Genomic DNA, 24,408 nt, shown 5'->3' on the forward strand with positions numbered 1-24,408 from the left:
CTCAGCGCACGATGCGCAGCGTCCGCACCTCGAACGGGCGCAGGCGCAGCTCGCCGCCGACCCGCGCGTCGTCCAGCGGATCCTCGATGAGCGAGACCTCGCGGATCTCCGAGTGCTCGAACCCGACAGCCAGCGAGCCGACCGCACGGCGCCCGAGCGCCTCGTACAGCCGCACGATCACATCGCCAGATCCGTCGTCGGCGAGCTTGACGCCCGACACGACGATGCCGTCGCCCGCGACCGATACGAGCGGCTCGACCTCGCGCGCACCGCGCACGACGGATGCCGGCGCGTTGAGCGCGATGCCCTCGGCGGTGGCGATCGCGGCATCCGCTCCGATCACGAACCCGATCTCGATCTGGTGCGGTCCGTGGTCGGTGTCCGGGTCGGGGAACCGCGGCGCGCGCAGCAGCGACAGGCGCACGGTCGTGGTGACCGCGTCGCCGTCCACGTCACGCGATGTGTCGTACCCGTAGATCGAGTCGTTGACGAGCGCGACGCCGAAGTCCTGCTCGCGCACGAGCACGAAACGGTGCATCGACGCCTCGAACTTCGCGGCCTCCCAGCTGGTGTTCGTGTGGGTGACGCGCGACTGGTAGCCGAACTGCGTCTCGGCCTCGGTGTGCGACGCCTGCACGTCGAGCGGGAACGCGAGCTTCAGCAGCTTCTCGGTCTCGTGCCAGTCGACGTCGTTGCGCAGGTGCACCGTGCGCGAGCCGGGGGCCAGCACGATGGTCTGCTCGATGCGCGACTGAGAGAACTCGCGCACGACCCGCACTGCGGCCACGCCGTCGACGACGGATGCCGAGATCGACGCGACCCCGGTGAGGTCGTCGACGCTGTTGCGGTAGTAGCGGTCGATGTCCCACGCGTCCCACATGTTGGGGAAGTCCTGGTGCAGCTGGAAGAGGTTCGCGGCGCGGCCCTCGGCGACGGCCTCTCGTCCCGTGGCCTTGTCGACGGCCGACACGATCAGACCCTCGCCCGACACGAGCACCGACACGAGCTCGTTCTCGAGACGCCAGCCGCCCGCCTCCTCCCCGAGCGAGACGGGAGCGCCGGCTGGTCCGTCCGCCCAGGCGGCGCCGAGCGCGCGGCCGCGACCGTCGACGGAGCTCGGCGTGAACCGCAGCTCGCGGTCGCCCTCGCCCGCGAGCGACCGCCGGGCGGCATCCGCGATGTCCTGCGCGTCCGACAGCACGCCGCTCAACACCTCGACGGCCTCACGGTGCACCCAGGCGATCGAGGTGCCGGGCAGGATGTCGTGGAACTCGTGCAGGAGCACGGTCTCCCACAGCCGGTCGATCTCGGCCTTCGGGTATGCGGCGCCTGTCCGCACGGCATCCGTCGCCGCCCACAGCTCCGCCTCGACGAGCGCGTGCTCCGCCCAGCGGTGCAGCGCCTTCGTCGCGTGCTGGCTGGTGAGCGTGCCGCGGTGCAGTTCGAGGTAGAGCTCGCCGACCCAGACCGCGGGGTTCGCGATCTCGGCACGCGCCTTCTCGAAGAAGGAGTCAGGATGCTCCCATTCGACGCGCGCGCTGCCCTCGAGGTCGCGCAGGCGCTCGGCCTTGCCGGTCATCTCGCGGGTCGTGCCGCCGCCGCCGTCGCCCCAGCCCACGGGCGCGATCGACCGGGAGGAGACGCGGTTCTCCTTGAACTGGCGCGCGGCCTTCGCGACCTCCATGCCGCTCAGCTGCGAGTTGTAGGTGTCCATCGACGGGAAGTGCGTGAACATCCGCGAGCCGTCGATGCCCTCCCACAGGAAGCTGTGGTGCGGGAACACGTTCTGCTGGTTCCAGGAGATCTTCTGCGTGAAGAACCACTCGAACCCCGCCCGCCGCATGAGCTGGGGCAGGGCGGGCGAGTAGCCGAAGCTGTCGGGCAGCCAGACCCCCTTCGAGCGGATGCCGAACTCGCGCTCGAAGAACCGCTGGCCGTACGCGAACTGGCGCACGAGCGACTCCCCCGACGGCATCACGGTGTCGGATTCGACCCACATGCCGCCGAGCGGAAGGAAGCGTCCATCGGCGACGGCGGCCTTGACGCGCTCCCACACCTCCGGGCGGTGCTGCTTGAGCCACGCGTACTGCTGCGCGCTCGACATGCCGTACTGGAAGTCCGGCTGCTCCTCGATCAGCGAGGTCATCGACGAGGTCGTGCGGGCGACCTTGCGGATCGTCTCGCGCACCGGCCACAGCCAGGCGGAGTCGATGTGCGCGTGCCCGATCGCCGAGATCCGGTGCGCGCTGGCCTCGGCAGGCGAAGCCAGGACGCCTGCGAGGCGGGCACGGACGTCGGAGGCGGTCTCGGCGATGCGCTGCAGGTCGAGCACGTCCAGCGCGTCGTCCATCGCCTGCAGGATGCGCATGCGCCGCGGCGAGGTCGGAGCGAGCTCGGCCTGCAGCTCGTACAGGACCTCGAGGTCGAGGGACAGGTCGAAGACCTCCTGCTCGAACACGGCGAGGTCCATCCGCCGCGAGCGGTACAGGCGCTCCGGGGACGACGTGCGGATGTCGCCCTCCTGGGTCGGGAGGAAGGGGTGGTAGTCGAGCAGCACGGGGTTCGCCGCCGCCTCGAGGTACAGCTCGACGGGCTCGTCGCCGGCGGCGGTCTGGGCGATCGGCACCCACTGGTTGCGCGGGTTGATGCTCTTCACGGGAGAGCCGTCGGGACGATACACGAGCGCCTCGCACTGGAACCCCGGCATGTTGATGTCGAAGCCGAGGTCGATCACGGCCTCGACGCGGCGGCCGGCCCACTCCGCCGGCACGCTGCCGGTGAGCCGGAACCACGTGGTGCCCCAGGCGGGACCCCACATCTCGCCGACCGCGGCCGGCTCGAAGTCGAGGGCGAGTCCCTCGGTCGGGGCGATGGGCTCACCCGGCAACTCGTGCAGTGCGATCTCCAGCGGCACGGAGGCCGAGTGGACGGCGGGGCGGATCCGCTCTTCCAGGACGCGCTTGACGCGGCCGACGGTGAGCGAGGTGTCGTCATGCATGGGTCATTCTCCGAGCTCGACGGTGAGAGGGGGCGGGGGACGGCGAGAGGGATTGCGGTGCCGTCCGACGATGCTATCCGATTTACTAAAGCGATCTAGCATCCGTGCTCACAGGATGTCGTCACGTCTTCCTGGGGGCTAAACCGATCAAGTATGGTGAGGGACTATGAGCCCGGCGAAACGCGTCACCATCGCCGACATCGCGCGCATGGCAGGCGTCTCGCCCGGTGCCGTCTCGTTCGCCCTGAACGGCCGCCCCGGCGTCAGCGAGGAGACGCGGCAGCGCATCCTGTCGATCGTCGAAGAGAACGGCTGGCAGCCCAGCTCCGCAGCCAGAGCACTCGTCGGGGCGCGCGCGAACACGGTCGGCTTCGCCCTCGCGCGCCCTGCCCGGTCGCTGGGGTCGGAGGCGTTCTTCACCGACCTCATCGCGGGCATCGAATCCCGCCTCTCCGAGAGCAAGGTGAGCCTGCAGCTGCGCCTCGTGAGCGGCATCGCGGAAGAGATGGAGGTGCATCGGCAGTGGCGCTCCTCCAATCAGGTCGACGGAATCATCCTCATCGACCCCCGCGACGACGATCCCCGCGGTGAGCGCATCACCGCCCTCGACGCTCGCGCCGTCATGATCGGCTCGAAGCCGTCGCCCGACGGCTCCGTGCCGAGCGTCTGGATCGGCGATGACGCGGTGGCGGAGTCGCTGTTCTCGTATCTCGCCGCGCTGGGCCACGAGCGCATCGCCTACGTCGCCGGGCCCGCCGAGCTCGAGCACACGCGGCTGCGCGCCGAGGTGCTCGACCGCATGACCGGCGACGGCGTCGCGGGCGAGGTCATCACGACCGACTTCTCCCCCGCGCGCGCGTCGGCCGTGACCCGCACGCTCCTGGCCGGCCGTCAGCGTCCGACCGCGATCGTCTACGACAACGACGTCATGGCCGTGGCCGGGCTCAGGGTGGCCCAGGAGATGGGCCGACACGTCCCCCGCGACGTGTCCCTCGCCTCCTTCGACGACTCGGTGATCGCCGGCCTCATCAACCCGTCGATCACGGCGATGACCCGCGACACGTTCGAGCTCGGCGAGCGCGCGGCGACGCTGCTGCTGCAGCAGATCGAGGCAGGAGCGAACCTGCCGAGCGTCGAGGGCCCGACCCCGACGCTGACGGTGCGCGAGAGCACCGCGCCGCCGGCGCCGGTCGCCTGAGCGGGCGACCCCGGCTCAGGCCTGCACGACGGTGTTCACCGAGCCGTAGCGGTCGACACCGCTCGCGGCGAGATCGGGACGGATGAGGTGCCGGATGCCGCGGGCGTCGAGCGCCGCGGCATCGAGCGCGTCGAGGGAGGTGACCAGGGCGGGGTCGAGCCCGCCGGCGCACGCATCCACCCACGCCTGGAAAACCGCTCCGCCCGGGCTCAGCGCAGCCCTGCTCACCGGCACCTCCCGCTCGTCGACCTCGACGACGATCGCGGTGTCGCGCGCGGGGGCGGCGGTGCGTCGCCGCAGCTCGGGGATGAGCTCGGCGAGGCGACGGCCGATCGGCTTCGCAGCACCCGTCTGATCGATGAGACCCAGCGAGTACTCCAGCTCGGGGAAGTCTCCGAGCTCGCGGCTCACGTCGTGCGAGCACCACCAGGTGATGCCCCAGAGGTTCTCGGTGCGCGCGGCCGAACGGACGGTCGCCTCGAGGAAGTCGGGCATCTCGTCGTCGGCGAGGCAGTTCGACGGCGCGCCGACCTCCTGCAGCCAGACGACGCGGTCGGGGTCGGTCGCGAAGGCGCGGGAGAGCTCGATGAGGTACTCGGCGTGCCGGTCGGAGGCCACCGACCTTCCGCCGTAGCGCTGCGCCGTGCCGTTGAAGATCCACGAGTGGATGGTCGTCATCGCACCCAGGCGGGAGGCGTGCGCCGGCGTGAACCCGTGACCGTCCATGTACCAGACGGCGTCGTACTCGCTGTGCACGTGCGGCAACCCCGGGGCCGCCTGCTCGGCCGCCGACAGCAGCGCCGAGATCCATCCGCCCGCCTCGTCCTGCGTCACCGGCCAAGGCGAGGGGTGGGTGTGAGCGGAGAACTGGTTCGTCTCGTTGCCGAGCGTCAGGCCGAGGAAGTTGGGGGCGTCGCGCAGCGCACGGCCGAGGCGATCGACGAGCGCGACCTGGCCGCTCAGGGCCTTGGCATCGGTGAACATGTTCTTGTCATGCCAGGTCCCGAGCCAGGACGGCACGAAGTCGAAGCTCGACAGGTGGCCCTGGATGACGTCGACGCTCGCGTCCATCCCGAACTCGCCGGCGATGTCGACCACCGCTCGGACGTCGTCGACGGCCCTGTCGCGGATGAAGGTGCGGTTCGGCTGCAGCACGGTCCACAGCGGGAAGACGCGGACGTGGTCGAGGCCGAGCTCCGCGAGAGCCGAGAAGTCGCGGCGCACGTCGTCGGGGGTGAACTCCAGCCAGGAGTGCATCCAGTCCTTCGACGGCGTGTAGTTCGCCCCGAATCTCAGGGGAGCATCGAGGGCGCCGCGCTGCGTCATGTATCCGGACCTTTCCGACGGTGTCCTCCGGCGAGGACGGGATCGGACCACTATAACGCTTGAGCAACATCGCGCATACCACGCCGAGATCGCCGCAAGAGGCCGCCGCGGCGAGCCTTGACACGCGCCGTTTCGGATGGTTTCATCTGCTAAAGCGCTGTAGTCCAATGATCGGACCGGCGCCCGATCGCCCGCCTCGAGGAAGAAGCACGATGAGAGTTCCGACACGCATTGCCACGGTGGCAGCCTTCAGCATCGGCGTCCTGGCGCTGACGAGTTGCACGGGAGGTGGCGGCGCGGGCGGCGACAGCGGCCCGATCGACACGTCCGGCGAGCTGAGCGGAACGATCCAGTTCCAGACCTGGTCGCTCAAGAACGAGAAGTTCACGCCGTACTTCGAAGACCTCATCGACGCGTTCGAGAAGGAGCACCCCGACGTCACGGTCGAGTGGCTCGACCAGCCCGGCGACGGATACCAGGAGAAGATCCTCAGCCAGGCCAATGCCAACACGCTGCCCGACGTGCTGAACCTGCCGCCCGACATCGCCTATCCGCTCGTCGCCGCCGGCAAGCTCCTCGACATCGACGAGGCGGATGCCGACCTGAAGTCGGTCTACAACACGGGCGCGTGGGAGTCCTACAGCCAGTACCCGGGCGTCGAGGGCACGTACGGTCTGCCCTGGTACCTCTCCAGCGACGCCTCATGGTGGAACCTCGCACAGCTCGCGCCCTACGGCGTCACCGAGGACAACCTGCCCACCACGGTCGACGAGCTCCTCACCCTCGCGAAGGACGTCGCATCGCAGTCCGGCGGCAAGGTGCAGCTGCTGTCGTCGATCCCCGCACTCGACACCTTCACGTCCGCCGGCATGGAGGTCATCGACGACGAGGGCGAGTTCGTCTTCAACACCGACGAGGCCGCCGAGATCATCCAGGCCTACGCCGACGCCTACGCGGCAGGAGCGATGCCCGCCGAGGCGCTGACCGGCGACTACGGCGGGAACGCCGAGGCCTACATCCAGGAGAAGGTCGCCTTCACCACCGGCGGCACCGGCTTCACCACCGACCTGCAGAAGGACGCCCCGGCGCTCCTCGAGAACACGGTCGCGACGCCGCGCCTCGGCATCCCTCCCCTGTACGTGCAGGGGCTGAACGTCTCGGCCGACTCCGACAACAAGTCCGCGGCGCTCGCATTCGCCGAGTACGTCACCAACGAGGAGAACCAGATCGCGTTCTCGTCGCTGGCGGTCGGCACCGCGCCCGGCACGACCTCCGGCGGCGACACGGTCGTCGAGAACATCTCGTCGTCGGTCACCGACCCGAAGCAGCTCGCCGCGATCGACACCGTGTTCACGGCGATGCAGGATGCGAAGGCGATCCCGTTCCAGTGGACGTCCGACATGGCGACGTACATGACGCAGCAGATCGCGCTCGCCATCAACGGCGAGGCCGACCCGAAGACGCAGCTCGACAAGATCGTCGAGTACGCCAACGCGAACCGGGTGGACCAGTAAGCATGGCCGCGGACACCGGCACCCGGAAGCGGAGCAGCGGGATCACCTCCCACAGGTGGTTCACGCCGTGGCTCCTGCTCGCACCCGCCGTCATCTGGGTGCTGGTGTTCGCGCTCTGGCCGTTCCTCAACACGGTCGTCCTGAGCTTCACCGACGCCAAGCCCCTGCGCACGCCCGAGTTCGTCGGCGGCGCGAACTACGAGCGCATGTTCGGCGACGAGATGTTCTGGAACGCGCTCACCACCTGCATCATCTACGTGGTCGTATGCGTGCCGCTGCTCACGATCCTGCCGCTGCTGCTGGCGCTGCTCGTGCAGAAGAAGCTCCCCGGCATCTCGTTCTTCCGCACCACCTTCTACTTCCCCGTGATCGCCTCGGTCGTCGTGGTCGCCCTGATCTGGACCTGGCTGTTCGACAGTCGCGGCATCATCAACCAGACGCTCGAGTTCCTCGGAGTCGTCGACAAGCCGGTGGCGTTCCTCGTCGATCGGTGGCTGCTGCTGGGCTGCGCCATCCTCCTCACCGTGTGGAAGGGCCTCGGCTACTACATGGTCGTGTACCTCGCCGCCCTCGGGAACGTCGGCAAGGAGCTGCACGAGGCGGCGATGCTCGACGGCGCCGGATCCTTCCGTCGTTTCCTGTCGGTGACGATCCCCTCGGTGCGCGGGGCGATGCTGCTGATCTCGGTGCTCATAGCGGTGTCGGCGATGCGCGTCTTCGCCGAGCTCGATGTGCTCTCCAAGAGCACCGGCGGGCCGGGCGGCTACGACATGTCGCTCGTCATGCTGATCCGTCAGGTCGGATCCGGCCTGAACGGCAACATCGGCTACGCCTCCGCGATCAGCGTCGCGCTGTTCCTCCTCACCCTCATCCCGCTCGCCGCGATCGCCTTCATGAATCGCGAGAAGAAGGCGAAGGCTCCCGCATGAGCATCCTGACCCGCCCCCGCACCGAAGACGAGCGCCCCGCCGACGACGCCGCGCCGCCGTCGCGCGAGCGCATCTTCCGCCGCCGCGGTTCGGGCGACTTCAGCAAGCCGACGCTCGGCGGGCTGATCGGCCGCTACGCGCTGCTCCTGCTCGTGCTGTTCCTCGTGATCGGCCCGTTCGTGTGGCAGCTGTCGACCTCGTTCAAGGGCCCGCAGGAGAACATCTACTCCTTCCCGCCGAACCTCATCCCCCGCGATCCGACGCTCGGGAACTACGCCACCGTCGCCGACGTCGTGCCCGTGTATCTGTACGCGTGGCACTCGCTGCTCGTGTCGGTCGGCACCGTGATCAGCAACGTCGTGCTCGCGACCTTCGCCGGCTACGCACTGGGATGCATGCGGTTCCGCGGCAAGTGGATCGTCATGGCCATCCTGCTGTCGACCCTGCTCTTCCCCGGCGAGGTCACCGTGACGAGCAACTTCCTCACGATCCGCGCGCTCGGCCTCGCCGACACCCTCTGGGGCGTCTTCCTGCCGGGGGCGATCAGCGCCATGAACGTGCTGCTCGTCGCGACCGCGTGCCGCATGATCCCGAAGGACGTGCTGGATGCCGCGACGGTCGACGGGGCCACGACCTGGCAGCGCATCCGCCACATCGTGTGGCCGAACATCCGCGGCATGGTCTCGGTCGTCGCGATCTTCGCCTTCATCGGCGCATGGGACGACTACCTCTGGCCGCTCATCGTGCTGTCCGACCCGTCGAAGTACACCCTGACGGTCGGCATGGCCTACCTGAACAGCAGCTTCTCCGTGGACCCGCGGCTCATCGCCGCCGGCACCATGATCGCTCTCGTGCCCATCGTGATCATGTTCTCGTTCACGCAGCGGTTCTTCTTCAAGGGCGTCCAGGAGGGCGCCGTCAAGGGGTGACTGCGCCGCGGCTCACCCCCGCGGACGGCCCGGCGGACCCGCCGTCGTCGCGCCCGCGCTCCGGCGTCCTCGCGGCGCCGGTGTTCGCGTTCGACGTCGATCCGGCCGCGGGCCCGCAGCGCGTCGACGTGCCGGACCTGGGCCCGATCGAGATCGCACCGGACACCGTGCTGCACTGGGCCTTCTACGCCGACGGCGCGGATGCCGCGCTCGCGCCGCACGCCGCGCTCGCCGTGTCGGTCGACGTGCGCGTCGATGACGGCGACGGGAACGTCAACGGGCTCGGCGACGTCAGACGCCTCGGCGACGACCCGGCCGTCCGCGACCGCTACGGTTTCGCGATCACGGCGGACGCGCAGTTCGCGGCACGCTGGAGCATGCCGGAGCAGTGGAACGCCGACACCGTCTCGCTCGCGCCGCTCGCCGGGCGTCGCGGGGCGGTCGAGGTCGTGCTCGGCGCGGGATCGCTGGCCGATGCCGCCGGCCTCCCCGCTCGGGTGAGCGGCTTCGTGCAGGTGCTGGTCGAACAGCGGAGCGCCGCGGCATCCGACCTCCCTCCCGTGGAGCGGGTCGACACGCGTCGAGGGACGCACTCGGGCGCGCGGTTCTCACGCGGCAACACCATTCCGGCGGTGGCACGTCCGCACGGCTTCACGTTCGTGACCCCGGCGAATGACGCAGCCGACGCGAACTGGCCGTACCGCCCGTCCGTGCACGACGATCCGCAGGGCCGCCGGCTGGAGGCGCTGCAGTTCTCGCATCAGCCGAGCCCGTGGATCGGCGACCGCTCGGTGCTCCAGCTCATGCCGTTCTCCGGCACCGCGGTGTCGGAGCACGGCGCCCGCCGGCGCTGGATCATCCCGGGGTCCGAGCGCGCGCGGCCGCACGAGTACGCCGCGGTGCTCGACGACGGGTACGGCAGCCGGATCCGTGCCGAGCTCACGGCGACCGTGCACGGCGCGGCGTTCTGTGTGCGCGGCGACGACGCCGACGAGCGCGTGGGCTTCGTGATCGACCAGCTCACCGACGAGGGAGAGCTCCACTGGACGGATGCCGACGGCTTCGCGGGCTGGATCCCCGAGGGGTCCGAGGACTGGGGCAACGCCCCGCGCTGCTACTTCGCCGGACGGGTGGTCGGAAGCGGCTGCACCGAACGGGGCCCACTCTCCGACGCCGGACGAGGACGGGTGGCCGGGTTCGTCGCCGGCCGCGGATCGCTCGAGGTGCGGGTGGCCGTGTCATTCCTGTCGATCGAGCAGGCCGAGCGCAGCCTCGCTCTCGAACTCGACGCCGCGACCGGGTTCGACGAGCTGCGCGCCGACGCCGCGGCATCCTGGAACCGGCTGCTCGACCGCGTCACGATCCCACCGCTGCCCGCGTCCGACGCGGGGTATCGTGCGCTCGCCGATGAGGAGGACAGGGCGCGGATCGCCGCCGCCCTGCATCGCATGCACCTGTATCCGAACACCGCAGCCGAGGACACCGGGTCGGCCCACTCTCCGGCATCCGCGTTCGCCGACGTCTTCGCCGAGCGGACGCCGTTCGGCGAGGTGCGCACGAGCGCGCCGGTCGTCGACGGCGAGCTCGTCGTCAACAACGGCTACTGGGACACGTATCGCACGGAGTGGCCCGGTCTCGCCCTGCTCGATCCGGCGCTCGCGGGGCTGCTGCTCGACGGGCAGCTCGCGCAGTACCGCCGCGGCGGCTGGATGGCGCGGTGGAGTGCACCGGGATACGTCGACAGCATGGTCGGTACGTCGAGCGACCAGATCTTCGCGGATGCCGCGCGCTGGGGCGTCGACTTCGATCGGCGCGCGGCGTTCGAGAGCGGCTGGCGCAACGCGTGCGAGCCGGGGCCCGACGCACGCCGGGGCCGGAAGGGCATCGACCGAGGCCGATTCACCGGGTACATCTCCTCGGCCGTGCCGGAGGGCATGAGCTGGAGCATCGAGAACGCGATCAGCGATGCCGCCCTCGGCCGGTTCGCCGCGCAGCTCGCGTCCGACCCGGACATCTCCTCGACGGATGCCGCGCGCTACCGCGCCTTCTGCCGCTACTTCGCGAACCGTGCGCTGTCGTACCGCGCGCTGTTCGACCCCGAGGCGCGGTTCTTCCGTGGCCGCGACGACCGGGGATCGTTCTCGTCCGAGCCCTTCGACCCGCGCACGTGGGGCGGTGACAACGTCGAGACGAACGCGTGGGGTACGTCGGTCGGTGCGGTGCACGACGGCGACGGACTGGCCGAGCTCTACGGCGGCCGTGCGGGACTGCGCCGCCACCTCGACGCCCTGTTCGCCGAGCCGGAGACCGCCGACGAGCGCTTCGGCGGCGCGTACGGCTCGGTCATCCACGAGCAGCGCGAAGCCCGTGCTCTGCGCGCCGGCATGTGCGCGATCTCCAACCAGCCGGCGCACCACATCCCGTACATGTACGCGTTCACGGATCAGCCGTGGCGTGCGGGCGAGACCGTGCACGAGCTGGCCGGGCGCCTGTTCGCGGGCGCCCACATCGGTCAGGGCTTCCCCGGAGACGAGGACAACGGGGAGATGAGCGCGTGGTGGCTGTGGGCCGCGCTCGGGTTGTATCCGCTGGAGCTCGCCTCGGGGATGCTGCGGATCGGCTCGCCCCTGCTCGACGACGTCCGCGTCGACCGCGGGAACGGGTCGTCCCTGCGTATCCGGTCACACCGCAGCACGCCGAATGCGCACGTGCTGCACGAGGCGCGGGTGAACGGCGTCCCACTCCCGACGGCCGAGCTGCCCGTCGACGTCCTGGTGGGACCTCGGTCCACCGACATCGTGCTCGATCTGGTGTTCGGCGACGACCCGAACGGGTGGCTCGGAGGAGCTACGGAGACGGATGCCGCGCCGTGGCGCCCCGACCTCACGGCGAACGACGGCTCGCCGATCGCCTCAGAGGGCGTCCGGCACGCGGAGCGCGCGTTCGACGACGGAGATCCGGCCGGCGCCGACGGGATCGTCCTGCGACAGGGCGGGTGGATCGGCTGGCGGTTCGCCGAGGCGCGGGCGGTCAGCGACGTCTCGGTGACGACGGTGTCGGCGGCATCCTCGGCCGCGCTCGTGTGGGAGTCGGAGACGCCGCGGGGCTGGGAGCGGATCGCCGTCACCGCCGATATCGAGCTTCCCGCGAATCGCACCACGCCCATCGCGCTGGCCGCACGCACCGTGACCTCGGCGCTCCGTGTGCGGGCGGAGGCCGAGGTCACGGTGCGTCAGATCGAGCTCTTCGATCTGGGCTGAACCGCGCCGTTCAGGGCTCTCACTGCGGGGCGTACTCGGTCGCCTCGCCCTTGATCGCCTCGGTGATGCCCGAGATCAGCGAGGACTGGTTCGTCGCGGTGAGGTTGTACGCGACGTAGACGCCGTACCCGTCGGCGGCCGTGCGCTGAGCGAAGTCCGCGGCGGTCGCCGCGCTCGTGTTCGAGAGGTCGATCGCCGCAGCGCCGATGCGCGAGCGGTCGGCGAGCCCGGGAACAGTGGGGGCGTCGTAGGTCGGGTAGTACGGATTCCAGGCGTAGTCCAGAGTGGCGCTCACGTCGAAGGCGCCGAAGTCGGTCGTGGTGTACGACGGTCCGATCGCGTACAGCGTGATGAGCTTGTCGGGACCGAGGCGGTCGCGCAGGGCCGACGCCACCCATCCGAACGACTGCGCGTTGGGCTGAGGCGTGCCATTCGCCCCGTACTGGCTCCACTCGTCGTCGAAGTCGATGCCGTCGAGTCCGTAGGTGGTCACGGCGTCGGCGAGCTGTGCGGCGAACGCGTCGGCCTCGGCGTAGGTCGAGAAGTTCGCGAAGCCGGCGCCCTGGTGATTGCCGAGCACCGACAGCAGGACCTTGGTGCCCTGGGCCTGCAGCGGACGGATCTGGTTCTCGGCATCCTGCAGCGTCCCGGCGACGCGCTCGTTGAAGTGCAGGTACGCCTTCTCGCCGTCGTAGTTGATGTTCGCGGCGAAGATCATCGCCAGGTCGACCGCCGGGGCACCGGAATCGGCGAGCCGGTAGTCGGCGACGTTCGCTAAATCGTTCGAGTTCACTTCGACGTAGACGGCGAGCTTCGCGTCGGTGTCGGGCGCCTCGTCCGCCGTGGCCGACGAGGCGGCAACGCCTCCGACAGCGGCGATGGCGAGCGCAGCGGATGCCGCCAGGCATCGCCGGATCAGGGAATGACGGGGGTTCGGCTGACTCATGGTGGAGCTTCTCCTTCGGCGTCGTTGTCGATCTCGCGCCGCGTCGATGCGGCGTGCCGATGACTATATCGCTTAAGTGAAGCACCCGGAAGAGTTCGCACACACGATGAGAGGGGCGGATGCCGCAGCATCCGCCCCTCTCGCCGGGGTCAGATCGGTCGCAATCCGCTCAGATGTTCACGTCACCCACGAGATTGACCTTGATGCCCATGCCGGCGAACATCGCGGCCTTCGCGATGAGCGCCTTGTCGGCGGTCTCGGCGTCGGGGGCGTAGACGGTCTGCGCGTGGTTGGCCTTGTGGCGGGCCATGAACTGATCGCGTGAGATGCCGTGCAGCACGACGTGCGCGATCGGCCACTCCGGGTTCGTGTCGTTCTTGCGGCGCTGCGTCTCCTCCTCGGGCAGCTCGACGACAGAGGCGCGGAAGATGTCGGCCTGCAGGATGCCGTCGGCGATGAAGACCCGCGACAGCACGACCTCGCCGGGCTTCGAGACGCCGTTGATCGTGGCGCCGCCCGCGGGGAAGAACACGTGGCCCTGCCGCCATCCCTCGGCGTTCTGCCACCCGCCGAGGTGGGAGGCGGGCACCGAACCCGAGATCTCGTAGACCCAGACGAACTGGCCGTCGTAGTCCTCACCCCAGCGGACGTCGTGCAGCGTGTTGTCCGGTACGAGCCCCATGGCGCGCCACACGCGGTCGGTCACGAGCGCGTCGACCGCGACACCCTCGTCGGCCTCGTTGAAGTGCGGGAACGCGCGCCCCTCGTGCAGCACCCGCGAGCCGTCACGGGAGGTGACCGGCGGACGCTCGGTCGAGTTGAGGATGCCCTCGGCGAGGTCGGAGGCGGGCACGAGATCCTTGAGCCCCTGCTGGTACTGAATGCCGACGGCATCCAACCCGAAATCGTCGGCGATGCGCAGCGCGGCGATGTACATCTTGAGCTGCCACTGCACCTGCTCGCGGGTGAGCTCGGTCGCGGCGTCCTCGCCGTACCGGAACGTCATGCCGTGCTCGATGAGCCAGTCGTAGGCGGCATCGGCCTCGGAGTCGGCGACCTCGAGCATCTCGGCGTACAGCGCCGATTGCGACAGACGCTCCTTGTAAATGCCCGTCTTGTTGAGCAGCTCGTCGTCGAAGATCGCGTTGTACATGCCCATGCAGCCCTCGTCGAAGACGCCGATGATGGCCTTCTCCGCGAGAAGCTCCGCCGCGAGCGCCTCACCCAGCTGCTTCTCCGGACTGTCGGGCAGCTCGGGCAGCGCGCGCACGTGCGAGGCGTCGTGCGTGATGGTGCCGGTCTCGGTCCATTCGCGGATGCCGTCGCGGAACCAGTCGTCGGTGAAGTCGACAGACCAGATCGACGAGTACGGCTTGTCCATCTTGGTCAGGCCCGCGTTCAGGCCGAGCAGACCGACCAGGCCTGGCCAGTCGCCCGCGAAGTTCGCGACGGTGAGGATCGGACCCTCGTGCGTGCGGAGTCCGGCGAGCACGTGGTGAGAGTACTGCCATACGGCCTCGGCGACGATGAGCGGAGCGTCGACCGGGATGTTCTTGAACACCTCGAGGCCCATGCGCTGACTCGAGATGAAGCCGTGACCGGTCTCGGGGTCGACGTCGTTCGCGCGGATCACTGTCCAGCCCAGGTCGTTCAGCACGCCGGTGACCCCGGCCTCCAACTCGACCTGCGTGGGCCAGCCGGCCGTGTTGGCCGACTCGCGCAGGTCCCCTGAGGCGATCAGGTACGCGGTCTTCGGGGCAGATGCCGGGCGGGATGCCGGTGCCGGCAGGGTGTAGGTGGTCATGGTGCCTCTCGGGTGGTGCGGGTGATGATGGTGTTCGTACGGGTGGTGCCGCTCTCGGTCGGAGGCGCGAGATCGACACGCTGCGTCTCTCCCTCCCCGAGTCGGATCGGGCCGGCGAGGACGCGGCCGCGCAGCACGAGTTCGTCGATGTCGAGGCGTCCACCCTCGAGGTGGAGCGTGACGGAAGCGTCGTCGATCTCGACGCGCCCCCAGCCCGTGCCGGTCGTGAAGAGTCCCGTGAAGGAGCCCCCGCCCGCCGGCGCAAAGGAGAGCGTCTGCGTCGGGGCGTCCCACTGCGCGCCGCTCGTGCCGAGCAGCAGCGCCCACGAGGCGAGTGACCGCGCGTAATGGTTGCCGCACTCGATCTCGTTCCACGGGTTGCGGTGGGTGCCGTCATAGCGCGCGCGGACGGCCCGTTCGATCCGCAGCGCGTCGTCGGAGCGCCCGGCGTACAGCAGCGATGCCGCGACCTGGTGCTCGATGCCGGTCCAGACCTCGTCGGAGTACACGAACGGGATCGTCGGCCGGCCGCCGCGGGGCCAGGAGGCGAGCAGCAGTCCGCCTTCGTCGTTCAGTGCGTACACCCGTTGCGTGCTCTCCTGCGCCGAGAGGTCGTCGCGGAGGTTGTGGGCGACGATCGCGGCGAGCGCCGAGTCGATGTGCGCGGCGGGGAGGATGTGACCGAGGCCGTTGACGAACGCGTGGAACTGTCCGAGCAGCTGGTCCGACAGCACGCCCTCGCCGTACTGGTAGCGGTGCGCATCGACGTCGTCGATCACCTGGCGGTAGTACTCGCCGTTCCACAGCACCTCATCCATGGCGGCGGCCACGTGGTCGGCGCGGCGCGTCCACTCCTCGGCGCGATCGAGATCGCCGAGATGCGCGGCCATGCGCGCCCCCGCGCGGAGTGCGGCGAGGTGGATGCCGTTGGCGAGCGGCTCCGTGCCGTGGAACTCGATGTCGTAGGTGTTGTGCATCTCGCCGTCGAGCAGACCGTCGCCGTCGCGGTCCCACTCGCGCGCCGCATAGTCGAGGGTGCGAACGGCTGCGGGCCACACTTCGCGCAGGAAGTCGTCATCACCGCTGAAGCGCCACTCGCGGTGCAGGCGCAGCAGCGTGCCGAGCTGGCCGTCGACCGCGGGGGCCATGAACCACGACGGACCGCCGAGCACCCGGTTGCCGCGGAACTTCTGCGCGCCGGCGTCATCGGTCTCGAGCAGGTACTCGGCCCGGCGGGCGCTGCGCTCGAGCGACGGGAACAGCCAGGCCACCGTCTGCGCGTACGACCATACGTGGGTGCAGGTGCCCTCGCAGGATCCGCCGTGATCGAAGGACCCCTCCCACGCCGCGAACACCGGCTGCTCTCCGAGATCGGGATGCGGCGACTCGACGACGAAGCACGTCGTCGACCGGGCCGCGGCGATGTTCGCGCCGACCGCGTCGGCCAGCACGGCGTCGAGGCTGCCGCCGTAGAGCGCCTCGACGAAGGCATCCGTCGTCCGCTCCAGGGTCGGCAGTTCGGTGTGCAGGTGCGCGGCGGCGCTCCACGCGTCGGGCCAGAGCGTCGCGTAGTGGTTGCGGATGACGCCGTCCGCCGGGTCGGCGAACACGATGTGCCCGTGCCAGCCGCTGCGGCGGTTCGGGAAGCTCCACGCGAGCACGAACTCGAAGTCGCGGCTCTCTCCCGGAGCGAGGGTGTGCGCGATGCCGAGCGAGCCGGTGCGCAGCCGCGGCAGCTTCGCGAGCATCTGCTCCTCGGTCAGCGGGGCTGCCTGGGAGGAGTCCGCCGCCCCGGTCTCGTCCAGCTCGGCGAACAGGCCACGCGGCCGGTCTTCGAGCGTGAGACGCGGTTCGGGCTGCAGCAGGCCGTCGTCGGCGAGATCGTCCCAGAACAGCCGGGCGCCGTCGGGCCAGTAGCTCGTCACCCACTGCGGCTTGACCGTCGTCGACTCGTCGGCGGTCGTGAGGCTCAGGGTGCCGTAGCCGGGGTCGTCCTCGGCCAGGTCGATGTCGAAATCGAGGCCGCGCACCCCCTCGTCCTCGCGCCAGCGCACCCGCTGCGTGCCGCGCATCCCCCACGGGGCGTCGGGCCCCGGCGTGCCGCGTCCGGCCGTGTGCGAGACGCTGCCGACGACCGTCACCGCCGTCGCGGTCTCGCCGGGATTCGTGACCCGATAACGCAGCACGGCGGCGGGGATGCCGGACTCGTCGGCGTCGAGGGGGACGAGCGGCGTGAACGCGTGCAGCGAGACGTCGACGGGGAGCGTCGCGTCGGTGAAGTCGACGTCGACGACCGGGTACTCGCCGTGCAGCGTCGCCCCGTCGAGGCGCGGCAGGCCCGCGAGCTGGTCGAACGGGTACCCCGCGTCGGCGTCGTGTCGACCCGTCAGCCGCGCCTCGAGCACACGGGTGACCGACCGCCCGCCCTGGGGTGCCGCATGGATCGCGAAGAACGAGTGCGGGTTGCGGCGTCCCTTGTCGGGGAGGTTCTCGAGCTCCCAGTCGCGCAGCTCGCCTCGAGCGCCGATCGACACGTTCCCGGTGCCGATGCCGCCGAGGGGGAAGGCGGTCGCCTGCGAGGTGTGCGGGATGCCGCGGGCGCGGCGGGTCATGCTGACGCGCCCCTTTGGTCGGCGGCGAGCTCGTGAACGACGTCCGCCGTCTCGCGGTAGAGGCGGGTGTAGCGGTCGAACAGCTCGTCGTAGAGCTCGCGCAGCGAGTCGTCGGGACGGATGGTCTCGGTGACGGGGTTCCACGCGGCGATGCTCGGCGCTTCGCCGTCGGCCGTGGCGACCGCCGCGAAGAAGGCGGCGCCGTAGCTCGCGCCGATCGTCGTCGCCGGCACCTCCTGCACGAGGCCGGTGACGTCGGAGACGATCTGCAGCCAGAGCCGTCCCTGCGTGCCGCCGCCGACCGCGACGATGCGGCGGATGTCCGCGCCGGCTGCACGCATCGTCTCGACGTTGTGCCGCACACCGAGGGCGGTCGCCTCGAGCGCGGCGCGGTAGAGGTCGCCGCGGGTGTGGGCCAGGGTGAGCCCGGCGATGACGCCGCGGGCGTCCGGATCCTGGATGGGCGTGCGCTCCCCCGCGAAGTACGGGAGCACGAGCAGCCCGCGGGCCCCGGCGCCGGAGGTGGTCGCCTCGGCGAGCAGCTGCGGGTAGTCGGCGCCCGTGAGGTCCGTGAGCCACGCGGTGAGGGCGCCGGACGTCGAGAGCCCACCCGCCAGGTTCCTCGTACCGGCGAAGGCCCCGGCCGTGGTCCACATGGAGGGGGTGCGCAGCGTCTCTTCGCCTGTCGCGACGAGGAACATCGTCGTGCCGTACATGAGCATCAGGTCGCCGATCTCGTGCGCCCCGACGCTGACGGCCTCGGTCCACGCGTCGATCGTGCCGGCGATCACGGGAGTGCCCTCGAGGATGCCGGTGGCCTGCGCCGCGTCGGCGGAGACGGCGCCGGCGACATCGCCGGCCCAGAGCAGCGGCGGCTGCTCGATCGACGACGCGTAGCGCTGCCACCACTCGTCGTGCCACGCCTCGCGCTCGATGTCGTAGAGAGGCGAGACCTGGCTCGCCGACTGGTGGTCGAGCACGTAGGCGCCGGTCAGACGTCGGGCGAGCCACGAGGCCGGCATGTACACCCGGCGCGCGCGCTGCCACACGTCGGGCTCCTCGTCGGCGACCCAGACGAGCTTGGGGCCTCCGGCCTGCGAGGTCAGGGTCGATCCGCCGATGCGCGTGATCTCCGACTCGCCCAGTTCCCGCGTCATCCGCTCGATCTGCGCGGTGGAACGGGTGTCGACGCCGTAGAGGATCGCCGGTCGGACGGGGCGATCGTCCTCGTCGGCGAGGAGGATGCAGGGGCCCATGCCGCTCACGCCGACGCCGGCGACCTCGGCGTCGGGCACCGCAGCGAGGAGTTCGCGGGCGAGGTCGACGAACTCGTCCCACCACACGTCGCCGTCCATCTCGACCCACCCCGTGCGCGGGCGGGAGACGTCGTGCGACCGGGTCGCGGTGGCGACGATCGCGCCGTCGGCATCCACCAGCACGCCCTTGCTGCTGGATGTGCCGATGTCCACCCCGAGGGTGCAGCGCATGGTGTCCTCCTTGAAACCCGGGCCGACGATTCTGAAATCTCTCGCAACTGTACGCGAAATCGATTTCATCCCGCAACCAGATGATCGGATGTTTACGAGCCGCTGATCCGGCCGCCACTCGGAGAGGCGAACCGCGCGCCGGACTCAGGCGCGAACGGCCCTGGCGGGCTGGATCTCGTTGCGCAGCACGACGGTGCGCGAGGGCTGCGTGTCACCGCCGATGCGCTCGAGCAGCATCCGTGCCGCCGTCACACCCATGTGTCGCGCAGGGAGCCGCACGACGGTCACCGCGCTGGGAGAGAGCGTCGTGAATGGCAGCGAGCCGATCACCGCGACGCCCACGCGCGGCGGGGTGAGGCCGCGCTCCGTCAGCACCTGGATCGCGCCGACGCCGATGAGGTTGTTGCCGGCGACGACGGCGTCCGGTGGTTCGGGCAGCGCGAGCAGCTCCTCCATCGCCTCCCGGCCGCCCTCCACGCGGAACGATGCGAAGCGCGCCAGCTCGTCGACGTCGAGGTCGGGCTGCGCCCTGGTCAGCGCCGTCCGCCAGCCTGCCGCGCGCTCGGCGGCGGTGTCGATGTGCTCGGGGCCGCCGATGTACGCGATGCGGCGGTATCCGGCATCCAACAGGTCTTTCGCGGCCGACGTCCCTGCCGCCCTGTTCGCCATGACGACTCCGTCGATGTCGTAGGCCGTGCTGCGGTCGACCGCGACGACCGGTCGCCCCGTGGCGAGGATCGTGTCGAGCTTGGTGCTCTCGTCGGCGGTCGCGATGATGACGCCCGACATGTGCTCGGCGATCGCGATCCGCAGATACGTCGCCTCCTTCTCGACCTGGGAGTCGGAGTTGCAGAGCACGACCGAATAGCCGGCCTCGGACGCGACGTCCTCGACGCCGCGGGCCATCTCGGTGAAGTACGGGTTCTCGATGTCGGGGATCACGAGGGCGATCACCTCGGAGCTCTGCCGACGCAGGGACCGGGCCATCCGGTTGGGGGTGAAACTCAGTTTCGCCGCGGCGTCGCGCACCGCGGCCACCTTGTCCTCCGACACGCTCGTGCCGTTGAAGACGCGCGAGACCGTGGCGGGAGACACTCCGGCGAGTTCCGCGACGTCGTAGATGGTGGCCATTCGAACCTCATTGCTGCGCCCGGCCGAGCCGGATCTCCAGCAACAGTAGCGCGCGATCGCGGGATCTCTGGTGTTCCATCCTGAAATCGATTACATTGGCCGCCATGACTCATGCACCCTCTGACCTCGCGAGCATCGCAGCGTTGCGATCCGTGCAGACGCGATCGATCAGCCCCGAGAACTTCGACGGATCCGCTGGGGGCGGAGGCCGGGCGACCGAGGGCACGGGGGCATCGTGCGCCCGCGACCTCGGCCCCGGCTGGAAGATCTCCCCGAGCGTCGACGTCAAGGCCGGCGAGACCTTCGACCTCGCGAACATCGAGGGCGCGGGAAAGATCACCCACATCTGGATCACGACCCACACCGACAACTGGCGCACCCTGTTGCTGCGTGCCTACTGGGACGGCTCGGACGAACCGGCGGTCGAGGTGCCGTACGGCGACTTCTTCTGCAACGGCTGGGGCGTCTTCGCGCAAGTGAACTCGCAGACCATCGCCGCGAACCCGCACGGCGGATTCAACTCGTACTGGCCGATGCCGTTCCGCGACGGCGCCCGCCTCACGATCGAGAACACCTCCGTCGTCGACGTGCGCATCTATTTCCAGGTCACGTACGAGATCGGCGGCGACCACTCCCACGACGCGTACTTCCATGCGCAGTGGCGCCGGTCGAACCCGCTGGAGGAGCTGACCCCGCACGTGATCCTCGAGGGCATCGAGGGGAAGGGCCAGTACGTCGGCACATACATCGCGTGGGGCGTGAACTCGAACGGCTGGTGGGGCGAGGGAGAGATCAAGTTCTACCTCGACGACGACACCGACTACCCGACGATCGCGGGCACCGGCACCGAGGACTACTTCGGCGGAGCCTGGAACTTCGACATCCCCGGCCAGGGGTACACCGCGTTCTCGACGCCGTACCTCGGGATGCCGCAGATCATCCGCCCCGACGGTCTCTACGTCAGCCAGCAGCGCTTCGGCATGTACCGGTGGCACCTGCTCGACCCGATCCACTTCGCCACCGGCATCCCGAAGGTCGACATCCAGGCGCTCGGCTGGCGCAGCGGATGGCGCTACCTGCCGCTGCGCGACGACATCGCCTCGACGGCGATGTTCTACCTCGACCGCCCCACGGCGCGCAGGCCCAGGACGCCCTCGGCCGATGACCTGGAGGTGCACCTAGGGACCGCCCCGGTGCCCGACCTCGGCGCCACTCCCCCGCGCGCCCCGCAGGACTGAGACGATCGGATGCTGCGGCGGGTCAGCCGCGGCATCCGATCGCGCACACGCCACCCGCCTAGACGAGCCCCTGCACGCGGAACTGCTCGGAGTGGTAGACGCTGTTGTTGCCGGTGTTCCACTGGCTGACGCTGAGATGCAGGTCCGACAGCGTCGACCCGGGGATGATGTACCCGCCGTAGAGCTGCGCGACGTGGGAGGAGTCCTCCTGCCCCCACTCCGTACCGGTCAGCAGGGTGGTCTTCGCGGCGGTGTGGAGATTGTCGGTCGGGGTGTTCAGCACCATCGCGTCGATCCGGTACGCGGCCGCGTTGAACCAGGTGAGGATCCACTTGCCGCCGAGCGGCCGCAGGCACATCTCCCCGAAGCCACCGGGCAGGATCTCGGTCACGGGCTTGCCCCAGCCCCACGAGCCGTTCGCGAAGCCCCACGGCTGGTAGGCCGACAGGGTGGTCATGTCGTTCGACGGCACACGGTAGAGCACGATGCCCTTGTCGCGCTGGAACCCGGTGCCGTAGATGTACACGTATCCGTCGTTGCCGAGGCCCCACGTGATGCACTGGAACTTGCCGCCCGCCATATCCGCCGGGAACTGCAGCCCGGTGTGCTGCCAGGTGGCGCCGTCGTCGTCGGACTTCCACAGCTCGGTCCATCGCACCGCCCCGAACTGCGGGCCGTTCACGATCGCGTGCAGATACATGCGCGAGCCGATCGTGATGACGTCCGACGGGATGACGGTCGTGAAGTACGCGTCGTGCGGGTAGTACCAGAACTGCGGCGCCACACCCTGCGTGTTGGCGCCCGCTCCGGCCGAGCCGGTGAAGACGACCCCGGCGGCGAGGTTCGTGGTCGACGAGTAGAGACCGACAGGCGAGCGCCAGTTCGCGCCTCCGACATGATCGGCCCACGTGTCGCCGAAGACGAACAGCAGGCGTCCGTCCGGCGTGCGAGCCGGGATGCCGAGATCGGTCGCCCCGATCCCGTACTGCACGGGACTCTGCGTCCCGGCGAGCACCTTCAGTCTCGTGACGGTGAGCGGGCCGGCGGCGGATGCCGGAGCGGCGGCGCCGATTCCGACCGCGGGTGCCGCCAGCATCCCGGCGCCGAGCGCGAGCGCGCCCTGCAGGATGCCTCGGCGGGAGATGAGCGGGGATGTGTGCTGCTCGGTCATCGTCGACCTCTTTCCGTGTGGGTGTCGCTCTGCGTCGGCCGGCCCTACTTCAGACCGGCCATCTTGATGTTTCCTATGATCTGGCGCTGGAAGATGAGGAACAGGATCATGACGGGCGCCGCGGCCAGCACCGAGCCGGCCATGAGCAGCCCGAGCTCGCTCGTGCGCTCGGACCGGAACGTCGCGAGGAACTGCTGCACGACGAAGCGCTCGGGCGTGGTGATGGTGAGGATCGGCCACACGTAGGAGTTCCAGTACGCGAGGAACGACGTGATGCCCATGACCACGAACGGCGGCTTCGACAGCGGCAGGAAGATGCGCACGAAGATCGCGAACCGTCCGCAGCCGTCGAGCATCGCGGCCTCCTCGAGGCTGGCGGGGATGTTCAGGTAGAACTGGCGGATGAAGAACACCGTGCCGGCGCTCGCAGCCCCAGGCAGCACCAGCACGGCGAGCGTGTCGAGCATCGACAGCCGGGTCACGACGATGAAGCTCGTGAGCAGGATCGTCATCCCCGGGATGAACATGGTCGTGATGACGATGACCCACAGCGTGCGCTGGAACCGGAAGTCGAGGCGAGCGAACGCGTAGGCGGCGAGCGAGTTGACGGTCAGGCTCAGCAGCGTGAAGAGCACCGCGCCGCCGAACGTCCACAGCATCGTGCGGGTGAAGGTGGGGTCGGCGAGGATCTGCGCGTAGTTCTCCCAGCGCCACACCTCGGGGAAGAACTGGAACGGGGTCTGGATGACCTCGGTCTTCGACTTGAATCCGGCGATGATCATCCAGGCGAGCGGGAACAGCGCCGCCACGAGGAACACCGCTCCCGCGAGCAGCTTCGCGATGACCGTCGCCCACGACCCGGGGGTCCTCGGCAGGCGGGCGCGCCGGGACGGCTCGGTCCCTGCGAGCACGATCCCGCGCGTGGTGTCCTGCGGCGCGATGGTGACCATCAGTCCACCAGCCTCTCGGAGTTGACGAACTTGAAGACGATCGCCGAGACCGTGCCGAGCACGACGAACATGACGAGCGCGGCGGCGATCGAGTACCCGACGTTGATGTCGTTGCGGAAGTGGTTGAAGATGAACAGGTTCGGCAGGGTCGTCGAGTCCAGCGGCCCGCCGCCTGTCATCACGAGCGGCAGCTCGAACTGCTGGATGGCCGCGACGAATCCGGTGATCAGCAGGTACAGGATGATGTTCTTCATCTGGGGCAGCGTGATGAAGGCGGTCTTCTGCCACCAGTTGGCGCCCTCCATCGCCGCCGCCTCGTAGAACTCGGTGGGGATGTCGACCATCGCGGCGACCATGATGAGCGACGTGAGTCCCATACCCAGCCAGATCGCGGGGATCGCGATCGCGAGCAGCGCCCACGCCGGGTCGCCGATCCAGGCGATCGGGTCGACGCCGAAGATGCCGAGGAACCAGTTGAGCAGTCCGCCCGAGTAGTCGTACATCAGCACGAAGATGATCGACGTGATGACCGACGAGATGATCGTGGGGATGTAGATGCTGACCTTGAGGATGTCGGCGAAGCGCCGCGACACGCTCACCACCAGGCTCGCGAAGAAGAAGGCGAGCACGAGCATGGGCGGCACCGTCATCGCGACGAAGGCGAAGCCGCGGCCCACGGACGCCCAGAACAGCGGGTCGCTGAGGACGGCGGTGAAGTTGCGGAAGCCGACGAACTCGGGGTCCTTGTAGAAGCTCCAGTTCTGGAACGACAGGAACCCCGCGTAGATCGCCGGCCAGATCACGAAGATCCCGAGCAGGCCGACCACCGGGAGCAGGAAGAGGTACGCGACCTTCGTGTCGCGGTAGCGTCGGGCGTCCGTGCGGCTTCTCACCGCCCGCCGCTCCGTCGAGACT

The 24,408-nt window shown here is 69.5% G+C and carries 16 protein-coding genes; 6 read left to right on the plus strand and 10 right to left on the minus strand.

Annotation, left to right across the window (positions count from 1 at the left end):
• Position 1: 1 nt before the first annotated feature.
• Positions 2-2,998 (minus strand): alpha-mannosidase, encoded by a 2,997-nt coding sequence (locus RAC69_RS04615; RefSeq protein WP_375085456.1) that lies wholly within the window; start codon positions 2,996-2,998, stop codon positions 2-4.
• Positions 2,999-3,164: 166 nt separating this feature from the next.
• On the opposite strand from RAC69_RS04615, the gene RAC69_RS04620 reads away from it, so the two are divergent.
• Positions 3,165-4,196 (plus strand): LacI family DNA-binding transcriptional regulator, encoded by a 1,032-nt coding sequence (locus RAC69_RS04620; RefSeq protein WP_375085458.1) that lies wholly within the window; start codon positions 3,165-3,167, stop codon positions 4,194-4,196.
• A gap of 15 nt (positions 4,197-4,211) precedes the next feature.
• On the opposite strand, the gene RAC69_RS04625 is transcribed toward RAC69_RS04620, so the two are convergent.
• Positions 4,212-5,522, minus strand: coding sequence for a glycosyl hydrolase (locus tag RAC69_RS04625; RefSeq protein WP_375085459.1), 1,311 nt, complete (start codon positions 5,520-5,522; stop codon positions 4,212-4,214).
• A 212-nt stretch (positions 5,523-5,734) separates the two neighbouring features.
• Between RAC69_RS04625 and RAC69_RS04630 the strand changes: the two genes are divergently transcribed.
• From RAC69_RS04630 to RAC69_RS04645, 4 genes are read left to right on the plus strand one after another with little or no spacing between them, the layout of a single operon-like run.
• A complete protein-coding gene (locus RAC69_RS04630; protein ID WP_341933145.1) occupies positions 5,735-7,036 on the plus strand; it encodes an extracellular solute-binding protein in 1,302 nt (433 codons plus the stop codon).
• Between the two features lie 2 nt (positions 7,037-7,038).
• Positions 7,039-7,965 carry a sugar ABC transporter permease gene (locus RAC69_RS04635; protein WP_341933144.1) on the plus strand — a complete coding sequence of 309 codons (927 nt, stop codon included), beginning with the start codon at positions 7,039-7,041 and terminating at the stop codon, positions 7,963-7,965.
• Positions 7,962-8,894, plus strand: a complete 933-nt coding sequence (locus RAC69_RS04640) for a carbohydrate ABC transporter permease (protein ID WP_341933143.1) — start codon at positions 7,962-7,964, stop codon at positions 8,892-8,894. Before RAC69_RS04635 ends, RAC69_RS04640 begins: the two co-directional genes overlap by 4 nt.
• Positions 8,891-12,154 (plus strand): GH92 family glycosyl hydrolase, encoded by a 3,264-nt coding sequence (locus tag RAC69_RS04645; RefSeq protein ID WP_375085461.1) that lies wholly within the window; start codon positions 8,891-8,893, stop codon positions 12,152-12,154. Before RAC69_RS04640 ends, RAC69_RS04645 begins: the two co-directional genes overlap by 4 nt.
• Positions 12,155-12,173: 19 nt before the next feature.
• Here the strand turns inward: RAC69_RS04645 and RAC69_RS04650 are convergent, their stop codons facing one another.
• The 5 genes from RAC69_RS04650 to RAC69_RS04670 form a co-directional block, all read right to left on the minus strand.
• The gene (locus RAC69_RS04650) at positions 12,174-13,100 is read right to left on the minus strand and encodes an endo-beta-N-acetylglucosaminidase H (RefSeq protein ID WP_375085463.1); all 927 of its coding nucleotides are present in this window, start codon (positions 13,098-13,100) and stop codon (positions 12,174-12,176) included.
• Between the two features lie 169 nt (positions 13,101-13,269).
• The gene (locus tag RAC69_RS04655; protein WP_375085464.1) at positions 13,270-14,904 is read right to left on the minus strand and encodes a fucose isomerase; all 1,635 of its coding nucleotides are present in this window, start codon (positions 14,902-14,904) and stop codon (positions 13,270-13,272) included.
• Positions 14,901-17,516, minus strand: coding sequence for a GH116 family glycosyl-hydrolase (locus tag RAC69_RS04660; RefSeq protein ID WP_375085466.1), 2,616 nt, complete (start codon positions 17,514-17,516; stop codon positions 14,901-14,903). Before RAC69_RS04660 ends, RAC69_RS04655 begins: the two co-directional genes overlap by 4 nt.
• Entirely contained in the window at positions 17,513-19,003 is a 1,491-nt protein-coding gene (locus RAC69_RS04665) for an FGGY-family carbohydrate kinase (RefSeq protein ID WP_375085467.1), read from the minus strand. Before RAC69_RS04665 ends, RAC69_RS04660 begins: the two co-directional genes overlap by 4 nt.
• 144 nt (positions 19,004-19,147) lie before the next feature.
• Positions 19,148-20,134 carry a LacI family DNA-binding transcriptional regulator gene (locus tag RAC69_RS04670; protein ID WP_375085469.1) on the minus strand — a complete coding sequence of 329 codons (987 nt, stop codon included), beginning with the start codon at positions 20,132-20,134 and terminating at the stop codon, positions 19,148-19,150.
• A 104-nt stretch (positions 20,135-20,238) separates the two neighbouring features.
• On the opposite strand from RAC69_RS04670, the gene RAC69_RS04675 reads away from it, so the two are divergent.
• Positions 20,239-21,372, plus strand: a complete 1,134-nt coding sequence (locus RAC69_RS04675) for a glycoside hydrolase family 172 protein (RefSeq protein WP_375085471.1) — start codon at positions 20,239-20,241, stop codon at positions 21,370-21,372.
• Between the two features lie 58 nt (positions 21,373-21,430).
• Here RAC69_RS04675 and RAC69_RS04680 read toward each other — a convergent pair whose 3' ends face one another.
• Genes RAC69_RS04680 through RAC69_RS04690 form a run of 3 tightly spaced genes read right to left on the minus strand, consistent with a single transcriptional unit; the run spans position 21,431 to position 24,386 of the window.
• Positions 21,431-22,543 carry a DUF4185 domain-containing protein gene (locus tag RAC69_RS04680; protein WP_375085473.1) on the minus strand — a complete coding sequence of 371 codons (1,113 nt, stop codon included), beginning with the start codon at positions 22,541-22,543 and terminating at the stop codon, positions 21,431-21,433.
• Between the two features lie 44 nt (positions 22,544-22,587).
• Positions 22,588-23,493: a carbohydrate ABC transporter permease gene (locus tag RAC69_RS04685; protein WP_375085475.1), complete on the minus strand. Its 906-nt coding sequence runs from the start codon at positions 23,491-23,493 to the stop codon at positions 22,588-22,590.
• Complete coding sequence (locus tag RAC69_RS04690) at positions 23,493-24,386, minus strand: carbohydrate ABC transporter permease (RefSeq protein WP_375085477.1); 894 nt, start codon at positions 24,384-24,386, stop codon at positions 23,493-23,495. Before RAC69_RS04690 ends, RAC69_RS04685 begins: the two co-directional genes overlap by 1 nt.
• Positions 24,387-24,408: the final 22 nt, after the last annotated feature.

Origin of the sequence: Microbacterium sp. LS_15 (assembly GCF_041954735.1) — a bacterium.
Taxonomy (GTDB): domain Bacteria; phylum Actinomycetota; class Actinomycetes; order Actinomycetales; family Microbacteriaceae; genus Microbacterium.

What these genes read in the sequence shown, in the direction of transcription:
- RAC69_RS04630 (WP_341933145.1), top strand. Translation starts at nt 5,735, where the DNA reads ATGAGAGTTCCGACACGCATTGCCACGGTGGCAGCCTTCAGCATCGGC.
- RAC69_RS04615 (WP_375085456.1), bottom strand. Translation starts at nt 2,998, where the DNA reads ATGCATGACGACACCTCGCTCACCGTCGGCCGCGTCAAGCGCGTCCTG.
- RAC69_RS04635 (WP_341933144.1), top strand. Translation starts at nt 7,039, where the DNA reads ATGGCCGCGGACACCGGCACCCGGAAGCGGAGCAGCGGGATCACCTCC.
- RAC69_RS04685 (WP_375085475.1), bottom strand. Translation starts at nt 23,493, where the DNA reads ATGGTCACCATCGCGCCGCAGGACACCACGCGCGGGATCGTGCTCGCA.
- RAC69_RS04675 (WP_375085471.1), top strand. Translation starts at nt 20,239, where the DNA reads ATGACTCATGCACCCTCTGACCTCGCGAGCATCGCAGCGTTGCGATCC.
- RAC69_RS04665 (WP_375085467.1), bottom strand. Translation starts at nt 19,003, where the DNA reads ATGCGCTGCACCCTCGGGGTGGACATCGGCACATCCAGCAGCAAGGGC.
- RAC69_RS04655 (WP_375085464.1), bottom strand. Translation starts at nt 14,904, where the DNA reads ATGACCACCTACACCCTGCCGGCACCGGCATCCCGCCCGGCATCTGCC.
- RAC69_RS04625 (WP_375085459.1), bottom strand. Translation starts at nt 5,522, where the DNA reads ATGACGCAGCGCGGCGCCCTCGATGCTCCCCTGAGATTCGGGGCGAAC.
- RAC69_RS04660 (WP_375085466.1), bottom strand. Translation starts at nt 17,516, where the DNA reads ATGACCCGCCGCGCCCGCGGCATCCCGCACACCTCGCAGGCGACCGCC.
- RAC69_RS04640 (WP_341933143.1), top strand. Translation starts at nt 7,962, where the DNA reads ATGAGCATCCTGACCCGCCCCCGCACCGAAGACGAGCGCCCCGCCGAC.
- RAC69_RS04620 (WP_375085458.1), top strand. Translation starts at nt 3,165, where the DNA reads ATGAGCCCGGCGAAACGCGTCACCATCGCCGACATCGCGCGCATGGCA.
- RAC69_RS04650 (WP_375085463.1), bottom strand. Translation starts at nt 13,100, where the DNA reads ATGAGTCAGCCGAACCCCCGTCATTCCCTGATCCGGCGATGCCTGGCG.
- RAC69_RS04670 (WP_375085469.1), bottom strand. Translation starts at nt 20,134, where the DNA reads ATGGCCACCATCTACGACGTCGCGGAACTCGCCGGAGTGTCTCCCGCC.
- RAC69_RS04680 (WP_375085473.1), bottom strand. Translation starts at nt 22,543, where the DNA reads ATGACCGAGCAGCACACATCCCCGCTCATCTCCCGCCGAGGCATCCTG.